Annotated in this window: 14 protein-coding genes; 11 read left to right on the top strand and 3 right to left on the bottom strand. The window is 59.0% G+C overall.

Features of this window, described 5'->3' with window-relative positions; translation table 11 throughout:
* Nucleotide 1 precedes the first annotated feature (1 nt).
* The 6 genes from POF45_RS21015 to POF45_RS20990 all read left to right on the top strand — a co-directional run bounded on the left by POF45_RS21015 (nt 2) and on the right by POF45_RS20990 (nt 7,843).
* Complete coding sequence (locus POF45_RS21015; protein ID WP_282316630.1) at nt 2-1,453, top strand: alginate O-acetyltransferase; 1,452 nt, start codon at nt 2-4, stop codon at nt 1,451-1,453.
* 8 nt (nt 1,454-1,461) lie between these two features.
* Nucleotides 1,462-2,586, top strand: coding sequence for a mannuronate-specific alginate lyase (locus tag POF45_RS21010; RefSeq protein ID WP_282316629.1), 1,125 nt, complete (start codon nt 1,462-1,464; stop codon nt 2,584-2,586).
* A 227-nt stretch (nt 2,587-2,813) separates the two neighbouring features.
* Nucleotides 2,814-4,379: an MBOAT family O-acyltransferase gene (locus POF45_RS21005; protein WP_282316628.1), complete on the top strand. Its 1,566-nt coding sequence runs from the start codon at nt 2,814-2,816 to the stop codon at nt 4,377-4,379.
* 11 nt (nt 4,380-4,390) lie between these two features.
* On the top strand, nt 4,391-5,566 hold the full coding sequence (locus POF45_RS21000; protein WP_282316627.1) for an alginate O-acetyltransferase: 1,176 nt from the start codon (nt 4,391-4,393) through the stop codon (nt 5,564-5,566).
* A gap of 17 nt (nt 5,567-5,583) precedes the next feature.
* A complete protein-coding gene (locus POF45_RS20995) occupies nt 5,584-6,240 on the top strand; it encodes an alginate O-acetyltransferase AlgF (protein ID WP_282316626.1) in 657 nt (218 codons plus the stop codon).
* A 151-nt stretch (nt 6,241-6,391) separates the two neighbouring features.
* Nucleotides 6,392-7,843 (top strand): mannose-1-phosphate guanylyltransferase/mannose-6-phosphate isomerase, encoded by a 1,452-nt coding sequence (locus tag POF45_RS20990; protein WP_259499545.1) that lies wholly within the window; start codon nt 6,392-6,394, stop codon nt 7,841-7,843.
* A gap of 318 nt (nt 7,844-8,161) precedes the next feature.
* Here POF45_RS20990 and POF45_RS20985 read toward each other — a convergent pair whose 3' ends face one another.
* Nucleotides 8,162-8,896, bottom strand: a complete 735-nt coding sequence (locus POF45_RS20985; protein ID WP_282316625.1) for a hypothetical protein — start codon at nt 8,894-8,896, stop codon at nt 8,162-8,164.
* A 250-nt stretch (nt 8,897-9,146) separates the two neighbouring features.
* On the opposite strand from POF45_RS20985, the gene POF45_RS20980 reads away from it, so the two are divergent.
* Nucleotides 9,147-9,611 carry a multidrug transporter gene (locus POF45_RS20980; RefSeq protein WP_259499541.1) on the top strand — a complete coding sequence of 155 codons (465 nt, stop codon included), beginning with the start codon at nt 9,147-9,149 and terminating at the stop codon, nt 9,609-9,611.
* A gap of 27 nt (nt 9,612-9,638) precedes the next feature.
* Nucleotides 9,639-10,460 carry an SDR family oxidoreductase gene (locus POF45_RS20975; RefSeq protein WP_259499539.1) on the top strand — a complete coding sequence of 274 codons (822 nt, stop codon included), beginning with the start codon at nt 9,639-9,641 and terminating at the stop codon, nt 10,458-10,460.
* A gap of 128 nt (nt 10,461-10,588) precedes the next feature.
* On the opposite strand, the gene POF45_RS20970 is transcribed toward POF45_RS20975, so the two are convergent.
* Entirely contained in the window at nt 10,589-11,470 is an 882-nt protein-coding gene (locus POF45_RS20970; protein ID WP_259503093.1) for a LysR family transcriptional regulator, read from the bottom strand.
* A 110-nt stretch (nt 11,471-11,580) separates the two neighbouring features.
* Between POF45_RS20970 and POF45_RS20965 the strand changes: the two genes are divergently transcribed.
* The 3 genes from POF45_RS20965 (at nt 11,581) to POF45_RS20955 (ending at nt 14,673) form a co-directional block, all read left to right on the top strand.
* Nucleotides 11,581-12,801: an MFS transporter gene (locus POF45_RS20965; protein ID WP_259499537.1), complete on the top strand. Its 1,221-nt coding sequence runs from the start codon at nt 11,581-11,583 to the stop codon at nt 12,799-12,801.
* Nucleotides 12,798-13,193 (top strand): DUF4440 domain-containing protein, encoded by a 396-nt coding sequence (locus POF45_RS20960; protein ID WP_282316624.1) that lies wholly within the window; start codon nt 12,798-12,800, stop codon nt 13,191-13,193. The genes POF45_RS20965 and POF45_RS20960 overlap by 4 nt, the downstream gene beginning before the upstream one ends.
* A gap of 208 nt (nt 13,194-13,401) precedes the next feature.
* On the top strand, nt 13,402-14,673 hold the full coding sequence (locus tag POF45_RS20955) for a hypothetical protein (protein ID WP_259499533.1): 1,272 nt from the start codon (nt 13,402-13,404) through the stop codon (nt 14,671-14,673).
* A gap of 42 nt (nt 14,674-14,715) precedes the next feature.
* On the opposite strand, the gene POF45_RS20950 is transcribed toward POF45_RS20955, so the two are convergent.
* Nucleotides 14,716-15,579, bottom strand: coding sequence for an efflux RND transporter periplasmic adaptor subunit (locus tag POF45_RS20950; protein WP_259499531.1), 864 nt, complete (start codon nt 15,577-15,579; stop codon nt 14,716-14,718).
* Nucleotides 15,580-15,601 lie beyond the last annotated feature (22 nt).

Here is a 15,601-nt window from a genome sequence, read left to right as displayed (position 1 = left end):
TATGCACCCACACTTGATCAGATTACTCAGCCTCTCGGCCCTGACCCTGGGCGTCATGGCCGCCAGCACTGGCGCCCGTGCCGATGACGAACTCAAGGCGCCGGCCTTCACCGCCGAGCCGTGCTGCAACCTGTGCCCTGAAGCCCATGATGCGAAGAACTACACCACGCGCTATCAGCAGAATTTCACCACGTTGGTGCAGGCTCAGGGCGACTGGCTGTTCCGTACCCAGGAAGACCTGCGCACTGAATTCGACACCTCCCCTGCCGGCTACAAACGCATGCAGGCCCTGCACGATGCGTTCAAGAGCAAAGGCGTGGAACTGGTGGTCGTGTACCAGCCGACCCGTGGCCTGGTGAACCGCAACAAGCTCAACCCTGAAGACAAAGCCAAATTCGATTTCGACAAGGCGCTGAAAAATTACAAGAGCATGCTCGGCCGTTTCGCCGCCATGGGCTACACGGTTCCGGATCTGTCGCCGCTGACCAACGAAACGCTGCCCGACACCCTGCCGGCCCACGATTTCTACTTCCGTGGTGACCAGCACTGGACGCCGTATGGCGCCCAGCGCACAGCGAAAATCGTCGGCGACAAAATCAAACAGATGCCGGCCTTCGCCGACATTCCAAAGCGCGAATTCGAGAGCCACAAGTCGGGTCGCATGGGCAAGACCGGAACATTGCACAACATGGCCGGTCAACTCTGTGGCACCAGCTACGCGATCCAGTACATGGATCAATTCACCACCGAGCCCAAGGGCGAAGCAGCCGACGGCGACCTGTTCAGTGATGCCGGCAACCCGGAAATCACCCTGGTTGGCACCAGTCACAGCGGCAAGAACTACAACTTCGCCGGTTTCCTCGAAGAGGCCATCGGCGCCGACATCCTCAACGTGGCGTTCCCCGGCGGTGGCCTGGAAGGCTCGATGCTGCAGTACCTGGGCAGCGATGAGTTCCAGAAAAAGCCGCCGAAGATTCTCATCTGGGAATTCTCGCCGCTCTATCGCCTCGATCAGGAAACCATCTACCGCCAGATGATGGCGCTGCTGGACAACGGTTGCGAAGGCAAGGATGCACAGATGACCGGCAGCACCACGCTCAAACCCGGCAAGAACGAACTGCTGGTCAACAGCAAAAACCTGAACCTGCAAAACAGCGCGCATCAGGTCGACATCCGCTTCGCCGACACCTCGGTGAAAACCCTGCAAGCCACCCTCTGGTACATGAACGGTCGCCACGAGGACATCAAGATCGAAAAGCCGGAAACCTCCGACACCGACGGTCGTTTCGCCTTTGAGTTGCGCACGGACGAAGACTGGGCCTCGCAGAACTTGCTGGCGGTCGAAATCCAGGGGCCTGAAGCAGGTGCCGCGCCGCAAAAAGTCGAAGCGAAAATCTGCAAACGCAACGTATTCCCGAGCGCCGAGCAACGTACTGCTCAGGCCGGGCAATGAGGTCTGCCATGCAAAATCCGACATTGAAAAAGCTGTTGGCTCCGACGCTACTGAGCCTGGCGATGTTCGCCGGCGCCACTCAGGCCGCCGCGCCATTGCGACCGCCGCAGGGCTACTTCGCGCCTGTGGATAAATTCAAGACCGGCGACAACAGCGAAGGCTGTGACGCGATGCCTGCGCCCTACACCGGCCCGCTGCAATTTCGCAGCAAGTACGAAGGCTCGGACAAGGCCCGTTCGACCCTGAACGTGCAGTCGGAAAGAGCCTTTCGCGACACCACCGCCGACATCACCAAACTGGAACGCGGCACCAGCAAGCGCGTCATGCAGTTCATGCGCGACGGTCGCCCGGAACAACTGGACTGCACGCTCAACTGGCTGACCGCCTGGGCCAAGGCGGATGCGCTGATGTCCAAGGACTTCAACCACACCGGCAAGTCGATGCGCAAATGGGCGCTGGGCAGCATGGCTTCGGCCTATATTCGCCTCAAATTCTCCGACTCGCACCCGCTGGCCACGCACCAGCAGGAATCCCAGGTGATCGAGGCCTGGTTCAACCGCATGGCCGATCAGGTGGTCAGCGACTGGGACAACCTGCCGCTCGACAAGACCAACAACCACTCGTACTGGGCCGCCTGGTCGGTGATGGCGACGTCCGTGGCCACCAATCGTCGCGACCTGTTTGACTGGGCCGTGAAGGAATACAAGGTCGGCGCCAATCAGGTCGATGCCAACGGCTTCCTGCCCAACGAACTCAAGCGCCAGCAACGGGCGCTGGCCTATCACAACTACGCCCTGCCGCCGCTGGCCATGATTGCCAGTTTCGCCCAGGTCAATGGTGTGGACCTGCGCCAGGAAAACAACGGCGCACTGAAACGCCTGGCCGACAACGTGCTGGCCGGGGTGAAAGACCCGGACATCTTCGAGAAGAAGAACGGCAAGGAACAGGACATGAGCGACCTGAAACAGGACATGAAATTCGCCTGGCTCGAACCGTTCTGCACCCTCTACACCTGCGCGCCGGATGTACTGGCGAAGAAACACGGGATGCAGCCGTTCAAGACCTTCCGCCTGGGCGGGGACCTGACCAAGGTCTATGACCCGGCCAATGAAAAAGGCAACAAGGGAAGCTGACACAGATTCCCCTCCGGAACTCGGTCAAATGTGGGAGCTGGCTTGCCTGCGATAGCGATTTATCAGTCGACATCAATGCTGAATGTCAGACCGTAATCGCAGGCAAGCCCGCTCCCACAATGACCCGGTTCCGACAGTGATATGCAATGCAGCCCGCATGATTTTTCATGGGGGGTTTGGGGGGGCCGTTGGCCCTTGACTGTGGGTTCAAACAAGGAGAGATCGGGATGGTATTTTCATCCAATGTGTTCCTGTTTTTGTTCTTGCCGATCTTTCTCGGCTTGTACTACTTGAGCGGGCAACGCTATCGCAATTTGCTGCTGCTGATTGCCAGCTACGTGTTCTACGCCTGGTGGCGGGTGGACTTCCTGCTGCTGTTCGCCGCTGTCACGCTGTGGAATTACTGGATCGGCCTCAAGGTCGGTGCCGCCGGGGTCAGGACCAAACCGGCACAACGCTGGCTGCTGCTCGGCGTCGCCGTCGACCTGTGCATTCTCGGCTACTTCAAGTACGCCAACTTCGGCGTCGACAGCATCAACGCGATGATGACGTCCGTGGGCCTTGAACCGTTCATCCTGACCCACGTGCTGTTGCCGATCGGGATCTCGTTCTACATCTTCGAGTCCATCAGCTACATCATCGACGTCTACCGTGGCGACACCCCGGCAACACGCAACCTGATCGACTTCGCCGCCTTCGTCGCGATCTTCCCGCACCTGATTGCCGGCCCGGTATTGCGCTTTCGCGACCTGGCGGATCAGTTCAACAACCGCACCCACACCCTCGATAAATTCTCCGAGGGCTGCACGCGGTTCATGCAGGGTTTCATCAAGAAAGTCTTCATCGCCGACACCCTGGCGGTGGTCGCCGACCATTGTTTCGCCCTGCAACACCCGACCACGGGCGACGCCTGGCTCGGCGCGCTGGCCTACACCGCGCAGCTGTATTTCGACTTTTCCGGCTACAGCGACATGGCCATCGGCCTGGGCTTGATGATGGGTTTCCGCTTCATGGAAAACTTCAAGCAGCCGTACATCAGCCAGTCGATCACCGAGTTCTGGCGCCGCTGGCACATCAGCCTGTCCACCTGGCTGCGTGACTACCTGTACATCACCCTGGGCGGCAATCGCAAAGGCACGTTGATGACGTACCGCAACCTGTTCCTGACCATGCTGCTCGGTGGTCTGTGGCACGGCGCGAACATCACCTACATCGTCTGGGGGGCGTGGCACGGCATGTGGCTGGCGATTGAAAAAGCCCTGGGCCTCAACACTTCGCCGCGCAGCATCAACCCGATCCGCTGGGCACTGACCTTCCTGCTGGTGGTGATGGGCTGGGTGATCTTCCGTTCGGAAAACCTGCACGTCGCCGGGCGCATGTACGGCGCGATGTTCAGCTTTGGCGAGTGGTCGCTGTCGGAGCTCAATCAGGCCAGCCTCACCGGCCTGCAAATGGCGACCCTGGTGGTGGCTTACGCAACGCTGGCGTTCTTCGGCATCCGCGATTTCTACACCAACCGGCCGCCGGTCAAGACCAAGCCTGTGGTGAATGTCGAGGCCGATGGCCCGGCCGCGATGACCCCGGGAATGATCAAGGCAGTGCCTGGCGACAACCCCGCCAGCATCCACGAGCCGGGCTACACCGTCGGCGTCGAAGCCCAGGTGCAACCGGCCTACTGGAGTGCTGACTGGTCGCGTTACGTGATGCGCGCCCTGGTGTTGCTGCTGTTCATCGCCTCGATTCTCAAACTCTCGGCGCAAAGCTTTTCGCCGTTCCTTTACTTCCAGTTCTGAGGGATCTGACCATGACCCGCTCATTACGCATCTTCTACATCGCCTTGTTCCTGCTGACGCTGCTGGGGCTGGGCCTGTGGTCCACACGCAGCTTCTTCGGCTTCAGCACCAACGCCGACGCGACGGTGCTCAACGGCCGCTGGACCAAAGCCGTGGAGACGCACTACGACGCCGAGTTTCCGATCAAGCGCCTGGGCACCAATCTCTGGGCTGCGATGGATTTCAAACTGTTCAATGAAGGCCGTCCGGGCGTGGTGCTCGGCCGCGATCAGTGGCTGTACAGCGACGAAGAATTCAACCCCATCGTCAACGAAGAGCTGAACCTGCAAGGCAACTACGCGCTGGTCCAAGGCGTGCGTCAGACGCTCAAAGCCAAGGGCGTGAAACTGGTGATGGCGATTGTCCCGGCCAAGGTTCGGCTGTACCCGGAACACCTGGATGAAGTGAAGCCATCGCGCATCCACGCCAACCTTTATCAGGATTTCCATGCCCGTGTAGCCGCCGACAAGATCCTCGCCCCCGACCTGCTTGGCCCGTTCCAGCAAGCCAAGCAGAACGGTCAGCAAGTGTTCCTGCGCACCGATACCCACTGGACGCCGGAAGGCGCGGAAATCGCCGCCAATCAGTTGGCCAAGACCATCGCCGACAAATTCCCGCTCAGCGGCGAGCCGCAGCGCTTTGTCACCACGCCAGCGGAGAAAGTCACGCACAAGGGCGACTTGCGTCTGTTCCTGCCACTGGACCCGCTGTTCGAAAACCTGATGCCGGCGCAAGAGCCCCTGCAAAAGCGCAACACCGTGGCGGTTGAAGACCCGCCTGCCGGTGACGACGCGCTGTTCGCCAACACCGAAGTACCGGTAGCGCTGATCGGCACCAGCTACAGCGCCAACCCCAACTGGAATTTTGTGGGCGCACTCAAGCAGGCGCTGCACAGCGATGTGGTCAATTACGCCGAAGACGGCCACGGCCCGATCCTGCCGATGCTCAGCTACCTGAAAAGCGATGCCTTCAAGAACAGCCCGCCACAAGTGCTGATCTGGGAGTTTCCCGAACGATATCTGCCTGTGAACAACGAAATCGGCGACGCCGACCCGCAGTGGGTCGCAGAGCTCAAACAAGCCGGCGCTCGCCAACAAAACGTAGCCGCAACTATTAAATCCGAGACGCCCGACCGGGCGCAAAACTGAAAGAGAGAGGTAACAACATGACGTTCACTACTACTCCTCGTCGTCTCGCCAAGACCTTTGCTTTGGCCGCGACCTTCAGCGTGCTGTCGATGAATGCCTTTGCCGGTGGCGACGCCGCGCTCTACGGCCCGACTGCACCGAAAGGCTCGTCCTTCGTACGCATCTACAACGCCAGCAACGCCGAAGTCAGCGCCACCGTTGGCAGCACCGCACTGAGCGACGTCGCGCCGCTGTCGAGCAGTGATTTCAGCTTCATGCCTGGCGGCGATTACAGCGCCAAGGTCGGTAGCCAGACCCTGCCGGTCAAGCTGGCCGGTGATCACTATTACACCCTGGTCAACAACGCCAGCGGCGCCCCGCAACTGATCGAAGAACCGCCGTTCAAGAACAAGCAGAAATCCCTGGTGCGCGTGCAGAACCTCAGCGACAAGACCCTGACCCTGAAAACCGCCGACGGCAAGACCGAAGTGGTGCCGAACGTGGCCGCCAAGGGGCGTGGCGAACGCGAAATCAACCCGGTGAAAGTCAGCCTGGCGCTGTACGACGGCGCGACCAAAGTCGGCGACGTCAAGCCGGTTGCCCTGGAGCGTGGTGAAGCGGCGGTGCTGTACGTCACCGGCAGTGGCAGCAACCTGTCGCCAGTGTGGGTGAAGCGCCCGGTTTCTACGCGCTAACAAATTTTCCGGATCGCCCCATTTTCCTGTGGGAGCTGGCTTGCCTGCTCCCACAAGGGACCGAGGTGGCAGTCCGGACACGAAACAAAAACAAGAGTGAAAACGACAGAACGTTCGTGCTCTAACCAATCGATTTTAAAGGAGTAACAATATGATTCCGGTGATCTTGTCAGGTGGTAGCGGCTCACGTCTTTGGCCGCTTTCGCGCAAGCAATTCCCCAAGCAATTTCTCGCCCTGACCGGTGAACACACGTTGTTCCAGCAAACCCTGGAACGCCTGGTGTTCGAAGGCATGGACACCCCGATCGTGGTCTGCAACAAGGACCATCGCTTCATCGTCAACGAGCAGTTGAGCAACCGCAAACTCGAAGTGCAGCGCATCCTGATGGAACCGTTCGGGCGCAACACTGCGCCGGCCGTGGCGTTGACCGCGATGATGCTGGTCAACGAAGGCCGCGACGAACTGATGCTGGTGCTGCCCGCCGATCACGTGCTGGAAGATCAGAAAGCCCTGCAACGCGCCTTGGCCCTGGCCACCGTCGCCGCTGAAAATGGCGAAATGGTGCTGTTCGGCGTACCGGCCACCAAACCGGAAACCGGCTACGGCTACATCAAGTCGACCAACGATTCGCTGCTGCCCGAAGGCGTCAGCCGCGTCTCGCACTTCGTCGAAAAACCCGACGTCAAACGCGCCACCGAATACGTCGAGTCCGGCGGTTATTTCTGGAACAGCGGCATGTTCCTGTTCCGCGCCAGCCGCTTCCTTGAAGAGCTGAAAAAACACGACCCGGACATCTACGACACCTGCCTGCTGACCCTGGAACGCAGCCAGCACGACAACGACACCATCACTTTCGACGAAGCCACCTTCGCCTGCTGCCCGGACAACTCCATCGACTACTCGGTGATGGAAAAAACCCAGCGCGCCTGCGTGGTGCCGCTGTCCGCCGGCTGGAGCGATGTCGGTTGCTGGGCGTCGCTGTGGGAAGTGAATGAGAAAGACGCCAATGGCAACGTTTCCAAAGGCGACGTAGTCATCCAGGACAGCCGCAACTGCATGATCCACGGCAATGGCAAACTGGTGTCGGTGATCGGCCTGGAAAACATTGTCGTCGTCGAAACCAAGGACGCCATGATGATCGCCCACAAGGATTCGGTCCAAGGCGTGAAACAGATGGTCAACACCCTCAACGAACAGGGCCGCAGCGAAACCCAGAACCACTGCGAAGTCTATCGTCCGTGGGGCTCCTACGATTCGGTGGACATGGGCGGGCGATTCCAGGTCAAGCACATCTCGGTCAAACCGGGCGCGTGCCTGTCATTGCAGATGCACCACCACCGCGCCGAACACTGGATCGTGGTCAGCGGCACCGCCGAAGTGACCTGCGACGAAAACGTGTTCCTGCTGTGTGAAAACCAGTCGACCTACATCCCGATTGCCTCGGTCCACCGCTTGCGCAACCCGGGCAAGATTGCGCTGGAAATCATCGAAGTCCAATCGGGCAGTTATCTGGGTGAAGACGATATCGAGCGGTTTGAAGATATCTATGGTCGCTCCACCCCGATTGAACGCGGCGTCTCGGTGAAAACCATTGCGCAGTGATTGATCGCTGAAACAAGAAGCCCTCGTCCAGCTCATTGCGTTCCCTATCCGCAGTGAGTTGGGTGGGGGCTTCTTTTTGTCTGGTTTTTTTGAGGGATGCTGGTGGCCCCTTCGCGGGCAAGCCCGCTCCCACAGGTGATCGCATTCCTCCTGGCAAACGCGGTCAACTCTGGCTTTTGTGCTGATTCAAAGGACCTCTTCGCGAGCAGGCTCGCTCCCACAGTGGAGCGCGTTCTCCGGGAAGAATGCGCTCCACTGTGGGAGCGGGCTTGCCCGCGAAGAGGCCCCATGGCCAGTGAAGATTTATCGGCCCTGCACTCAGAGTGAGTAGGCACTCAGGTTAGGCAGACTTTGCAGCGCCGGAGCCGTTGCCGGGTACAGCAGTTGGACGGAAACGACAAGTTCCCGCCCCGGCTCCAGCAGGTACTTGTCGCCTGCCGGTGCGACCAGTTCCATCACGCCTTCGGTTGCGTCATGACTGACGTCGAGCCAAGGGGTACCGACAATCCTGCTGCCCTGGGGCAATCCGGCACTGGAAAACTTCCATCGCGTAAACGATTGGCGGCTGGCTTTCAATACCACGTCGTAACTGCAAATCCAGCCTTTGGTAACTTCATCCTGCCAGGCACCTTTAAATACTTGACGCGTCTCAATCACCTGTTCTTCGAGATCGACCCCGAACACCGGACAATATAAGTCCTGCATATGATCCGGTTGATAATAAACAATACCGCACAGGTTGATCGTTTGTGAGGGGAGCAGGTCTTTCTCGGACTGCAAGGTCACCGTGCGACGGGCATTCCACCCTGTGGTCTGATTTGCGTTGATGGTGATCGTGCTGAATCGCCAAAAATCGGCGTAGGTCATCTGCGCACCGCTGGCCGGTATCGACGCGTGCAGCAACGTGACGCCTGGCACTGGCCTGAACTGCAGTCTTGAACCGGGCGCAGGCGGTGCACCATCACTGTTCAAGGTGAAATTGAATGTCACCGGCACACCTTTTTTGATGCCGTTAACCAAGTTATCCATTCTTATGTCAATGATCCTTGCCATTTCTAAATCCTTTTAGAAAAATAAAAAACTGAACGATAAACTATTAACTAACCGACAACTAAAACCTAACACACAAGAACATTACCGTAGCGAATCAAATATCAAATTACAATTAACCATCTATTATTGAACATGCCCCCCTGTCGTGGGCAAGCCTGGCTCCAGATAATCTGCCCAGGGTTATAAGTCGATGGTCAACCGCCCCCCGGCTTAGGTAGGATGATCTTCTCTGACTGCGAGGTTTCGCGACATGTTCATCGGCGTCCTGCTGGTCATCACCTGGCTGATCCTGTTGCTGCGCTATCCCGCCAAGGCTCTGCCGGTTTCGGTCGCCGCCGCCGTCGGGCTGGGCCTGGTGGCAACATGGGTGATCTGGATGGACAATCGCGAGGTCAAGCAACTGGCGCGTCTGGAGTTGCGCATCACCTACGCCCCCGAACGCTGCCCGGCCGACCGTCCGTTACAGCTGACCATGAACAACGGCAACGCCGTGCCACTGACCGAACTGCGCTGGCGCATCGCGGCTTACGCACCTGGCGATACGGTCAACCTGGCCGACAATCAATACGCTGCCCCACGCTATCGCGGCCCCGGCGAATTGCAGGCCGGCGCCAACTGGGAAGACTGCCTGCCGATGCCGCCGCTGCGCCCTGGTTATCGTGCGCAAACCCTGGAGTTTCGCGCCGAGCATCTGCAGGGTAGTTTCTCCGACTGATTCCCCTTTTTGCACAAGGATTGCGCCATGCCCGTTGCATTGATTACCGGTTGTTCCAGCGGCATTGGCCGCGCCCTGGCCGATGTGTTCAAACAGGCCGGTTACGACGTCTGGGCCACGGCCCGCAAGACTGAAGACGTGGCGGCGCTGGCCTCGGCCGGTTTTACTGGCGTGCAACTGGACGTCAACGACGCTCTGGCGCTCGAGCAGTTGAGCGAGCGAATTCAGCAGCAGGGTGGCCTCGATGTACTGATCAACAACGCCGGTTACGGTGCCATGGGGCCGTTGCTCGATGGCGGTGTTCCGGCGATGCAGCGCCAGTTCGAAACCAATGTGTTTTCGCTGGTCGGCGTCACGCGCGCGCTGTTCCCGGCATTGCGCCGGAACAAGGGCCTGGTGGTGAACATCGGCAGCGTGTCCGGCGTGTTGGTCACCCCGTTTGCCGGCGCCTACTGCGCCTCGAAAGCCGCCGTACATGCCTTGAGCGATGCGCTGCGCATGGAGCTGGCACCGTTTGGCGTACGGGTAATGGAGGTCCAGCCCGGTGCCATTGACACCCATTTTGCCAAGAGTGCCGGCCATGAAGCCGAACGGCTGATCAGCGAACAGTCGCCCTGGTGGCCGTTGCGTGAAGGCATTCGCGCACGGGCCAAGGCCTCGCAGGACAAGCCGACATCGGCCAGTGAATTTGCTGCCGGGTTGTTGAAGGCCGTGCAACAGAGCAAGCCGCCGAGATTGGTGCGACTGGGCAATGGCTCTCGGGCGTTGCCGCTGTTGTCGGCGCTGCTGCCTAAAGGGGTGCTGGAGTCGGTACTGATGAAGCGGTTCGGGTTGGGTGGGAGGCTCTGAGACCGAGGCGACGCCATCGCGGGCAAGCCACGCTCCCACAGTCGACCGCGCTCTGTGGCTGGAATGCGATCAAAGGTGGGAGCTGGCTTGCCTGCTCGCGAAGGCGGCCGAACGGCCACCACTAAACTTCAGGTCCAGCCCTTCATGAAATCAATAAACGCCCGCACCTTCAGCGGCAAATGCCGGGTATCCGGGTACAACGCATAAACCCCCTGCCGGGCAAACCGGTGATCGGCCAGCAACCGCACCAACCGCCCCGCTTGCAGATCCTCATCCACCAGCCATTCTGGGAGAATCGCCACCCCCTGCCCGGACAACGCAAACGCGCGCAGCGTCGCCGAATTGTCCGCCACAATGGCGGTTTTCCCGGGCTTGGGCGAATAAACACGCTCCACGCCCTCGGGGTCGCTGATCGTCAACTCGGGCACCCGCCCGTGCCCCAGCGTTGGTAACGACTCCAGCGCCGCCAACGTGGCGGCAGACCCGTGGCGCTCAATCAGCACCGGCGCTGCCACCGCAAAAATCTCGAAGGTCGACAACTGCACCGCGCGCAGATTGGAATCCAACATGCGCCCCAGACGAATCGCTACATCGAACCGCTCGGAAATCAGATCGGCATGGGTCGAGGACGTCGACAAATGCACGTTCAACTGCGGATGCTGCTGGCGAAACACCTCCAGCGCCGCCACGACCTGGGCCAGGGCAAACTCCACGGTGGTGGTGATGCGCAACGTGCCCTTGAGCTGAGTGTGTTCCGAACGCGCCTCTTCAATCGCCAGTCGGGCTTCGTCCAGGGTACGCAGGCAGCGCAAATAAAAGCGCTCGCCAGCATCGGTCAGGGCCAGTTTGCGCGTACTGCGGGTCAGCAGCGTCACACCCAGTTCGGCCTCCAGGCGTTTCAGGTTGAAGCTGACCACCGCACGCGTCTGCCCCAACAGATCGGCCGCGGCGGTCAATGAACCGGCTTCGACCACCGCTTTGAAAGTATCGAAACGGTCCAGGCTGACCATGTTGGTGGCACTCATTGTCAAAATACTTTTGACAAACTAGCAGCCAAACCGGTGTTTCTCCAGCGTTTGTAGTGCCCTACCCTGCGCTTCTCATTACCGGGAAGTTGCCCATGGCCTATCGATGGAAAGTCGCGCTGGTGTATCTGTTGGGGTTTGCCCTCGACCTGCTGAACATGTTCGTCGCCAGCATCGCCTACCCCGACATTGCGCAACAATTGCACGCCTCAGTGACCGAGCTGGCATGGATCAGCAATGCGTACATGCTCGGGCTCACACTGATCATTCCATTGAGCGTGTGGCTGGCGGCCCGGGTCGGCGAGCGGCGACTGATTCTGGGCTCACTGCTGCTGTTCGGCCTGGCGTCGATATGGGTGGCGGGTGCCGGCTCGATTGAAAGCCTGATTGGCTGGCGACTGGTGCAAGGGCTCAGCGGCGGGTTGTTGATTCCCATCGGCCAGAGCCTGGCGTTTCGACAATTTCCGGCAGAACAGCGCAGCAGCTTGACGACTTGGGTGATGTCGGTTGCGTTGCTGGTCCCGGCGCTGTCGCCAGCGGCGGGCGGGTTGATCGTGCAGGCACTGTCCTGGCGTTGGGTGTTCTACCTCAACGTGCCGTTCACCTTGCTGGCGCTGTTGCTCGGCGCACTGTGGTTAAAGGTCGATGAACCACCGAAGATTCGCCCGCCACTGATTTTGCGCAATCTGCTCGACCTGCAACTGCTGCGTAGCCCGTCGTTACGCCTGGCGATGCTGGTGTACTTGCTGATCCCCGGCGTGTTTATCGGCACCAGCCTGATTGCCGTGCTGTACCTGCACCAACGCGGCTGGGGCAGCGCGCAAATCGGCGCGCTGATGTTGCCGTGGGCGCTGGGTTCGGCGCTGGCGATTGCCATGGGCAAACGGGGTTTCAATCGCTGGGGCCCCAAGCCATTGTTGCTGGTCGGCGCGCTGCTACAAAGCGCTGGCATCGGCTTGCTGGTGTTGATCGATCAGCCGCAAGGCTGGCTGCCGATCATCGCCTATGCCCTGATGGGACTGGGCGGCAGCCTGTGCAGCAGCTGTGCGCAAACCCTGGCCTTTGTCGATGTACACCCGGAACGCATGAACCACGCCAGCGCGTTGTGGAACATCAATCGCCAGCTGAGTTTCTGCCTCGGCGCGGCGGTGTTGAGTTCGTTGCTGGGCGCGCTCGGCCCGCAATCGCCTGATGCGTTCGAACGGTGTTTTCTTGTTGCAGCAGTCCTCTCTCTGCTACCGATTCTTGCCGTATTGCGCTTTGATTCAGCCGGCGTACAGGCTCTCGTTAATCCCACTCAGGAACAAACGTCATGAACGACTACAACGACTACTTCAACGAAGTAATTCAGGCTCATTTGGCCATCGAACACTGGTTCGCCCAAGGCGGCGATAAGTCGGCGCTGAACGCATTGCTGGCTCGATTTTCAGCGCAGTTTTCCATGGTTTCGCCAGCGGGCAAGGGGCTGGATTTCGACGCATTGAGCGCGTTGTTCCGGATGGCGGGCGGGAAAAAACCCGGCTTCAGGATTGAGCTGGGCGAGTTGCAGGGAATTGCACGGCACGATGGCGGCGCGACGGTGAGTTATCGCGAGTGGCAGAGCGATGCCAGCGGACTTCAGACGGACCGGCGTTCGACGGTGGTGTTTGAGAAGCTCGCGTCAGGCAAGGTGATTTGGCGGCATTTGCAGGAGACGCTTTGTGACTGACACTGTAAAAAACTCGCAGACTGACTCGTTGACTCCATCATTCGCCCCTTCTCATTGTAAGTAGCTGACGACAGCAGATCAGCAACATCATTAAACACTCATCAAAACAACAGCCATCGCCAAATAACAATCAACGCTATAACGTCAACTTCACTCACAAGCAGTGAGCCGAAGAACAACCATCAACTTGAAAACGGATATAAATAATATGGATATTATTACCCACAACCAAGCTAACTTCTTTATTACCGGAGAGCGCGATCAAAGCTTTGGCCATGAAGGCACCATTACGCTATTTGAACTGGATCACCCACTTGATCTCGACCGGCATATCAAAGGAATCAAAGTACTGGCCGACGACAAAATCCTGGCAGGTGTATGGCTTGCTCATGAACTGAGGGGACTTTTCGGACTGGCACGCTTTCATTCTGACGGTAGCGTGGACACCTCATTCGCCGAGAAGGGACTGGCTCATGGCAGCTTCGCCGATGGCTACGACTGCGCCGGTGGCAAAGTCGCGGTCCAGGCGGACGGGCACATTGTCATGTTGGGCTGGTCCCGAAAAGTGGACATTAACAGCCCCAAACGTCTGGTAATCAGTCGATTCGACAAGGACGGTGCCGCTGATCAAAGCTTTGGCCGACAAGGTTGCGTAGTGATCGACAACAGCCATCTGGGAGAACTGGAAAGTGACAGTGGGGATTTGCAATTACTCGCGGATGGAACACTCCTCGTTTGTGCAACTTACCTGACTGATGACAGTTCTATCGGCGTCATCATTCGATTGAACGCTCGTGGCGAACCGGATAATAATTTCAATCAATCCGGACAACTGGAAATCCGGCATCCCGCTTTCATCGGAACATCGGCCAACGCACTGTCCGTGCAACCTGGCTGTTGCATATTGGTGGCCGGTGGCGCTCGATACTCGGCATCGGAAGTACAGGGTTATATCGCCCGCTATTCTGAAACAGGTCAACTTGATACTGAGTTTGGCGATACCGAGACGCCAGGCTTTTCAACGCTGAAAATAACCAATGGAACGATTATCTTTCATGAGTTGATCGACGCGGGCGAAGATAAATTCGTCGGTGTTGGCCTGGCAAGCGTCGGCAAGAGAAACTGGGGCATGCTCGCGGGCGTCGATGCTACCGGCAACCCATACCCGACGTTTAATGGCGGCAGACCCGTCCTGACTTCATTCAACGCCGAACACGGAAACGAATGGATCTGCGCGTACCGGCAGGCTGATGGAAAAATCGTCGCCGCCGGTGGCGTCAATCGCCTCTACACGGCTCGTTATCTGGCTAACGGCTCTGTTGATCGAACTTTCGGTCAACAAGGCTGCATCCAGGAAGACACACCGATGAAGGCCCCACCGGCCGAGCTTCAGATGCAAACAAACGGTCGCATTCTCCTGGCGACCAATACCTTGGGTATAGGCGGAGCGCTCGGCCACATTTACGGCTATCACAGTTAATACAGGCCGCCTGTGGCGAGGGGCTTTCCCGCGCCACAGGGGTTACTCGCCCTGCTTTTGCTTCACCACCACCGTACAGGTAATCCCCGCCGCCAACAGCACCCCCTCCGGCACTTCATCAATGTGGATGCGCACCGGCACCCGTTGTGCCAAACGCACCCAGTTGAAGGTCGGGTTAACATCGGCAATCAGTTCACGACTCTCGGGGTTGTCGCGGTCGTAGATGCCGCGAGAAATACTCTCCACATGCCCCTTCAATACTTCGCCGCTCATCAGTTGCATGTCGGCTTTATCACCCACGCGCACATGGGGCAGTTTGGTTTCTTCGAAGAAGCCGTAGACCCAGAACGAGTTCATGTCGACCACGGCCATTTTCGCTTCGCCGATGCGTGCGTAGTCGCCGCGATGGACGTTGAGGTTAGTCACGTAGCCGTCCACGGCGGCGCGAACTTCGGTGCGTTTGAGGTTGAGTTCGGCGGCTTCGAGTTGAGCTTGCGCATGCTGGTAATCGGCCAGGGCCGAGTCGGCGATGTTGCTGGCGTCGTCGCGGTTTTCCTTTGAAATCACCAGCGCGTCCATGTCGGCGCGGCGGTGGGCGTTGACCTTGCGCATCTCCCAGGTTGATTTGCGCGAAGCCACCAGCGACTGCGCCTGCTTGACCGCGATGCGGTAGTGCTCGGGGTCGATCTGCATCAGCAGGTCGCCCTTTTTCACCAACTGGTTGTCGCGCACCGGCACGTCCACCACTTCGCCGGTCACGTCAGCGGCGACGTTGATGATGTCGGCACGCACCCGGCCATCGCGGGTCCAGGGCGTGTCCATGTAATGCACCCACAGGGTGCGGCCGATCCACATCGCGAGGGCCAGTACCAGCAAGGTGGCGAGCAGGCTGAAAAACTTTTTCATCAGGGCCTTCTTCAGAGATAGA

The sequence above is a fragment of the Pseudomonas fungipugnans genome (genome assembly GCF_029955235.1).
Classification (GTDB): Bacteria; Pseudomonadota; Gammaproteobacteria; order Pseudomonadales; family Pseudomonadaceae; genus Aquipseudomonas; species Aquipseudomonas fungipugnans.
This window is presented reverse-complemented; position numbering and strand designations above follow the sequence as displayed.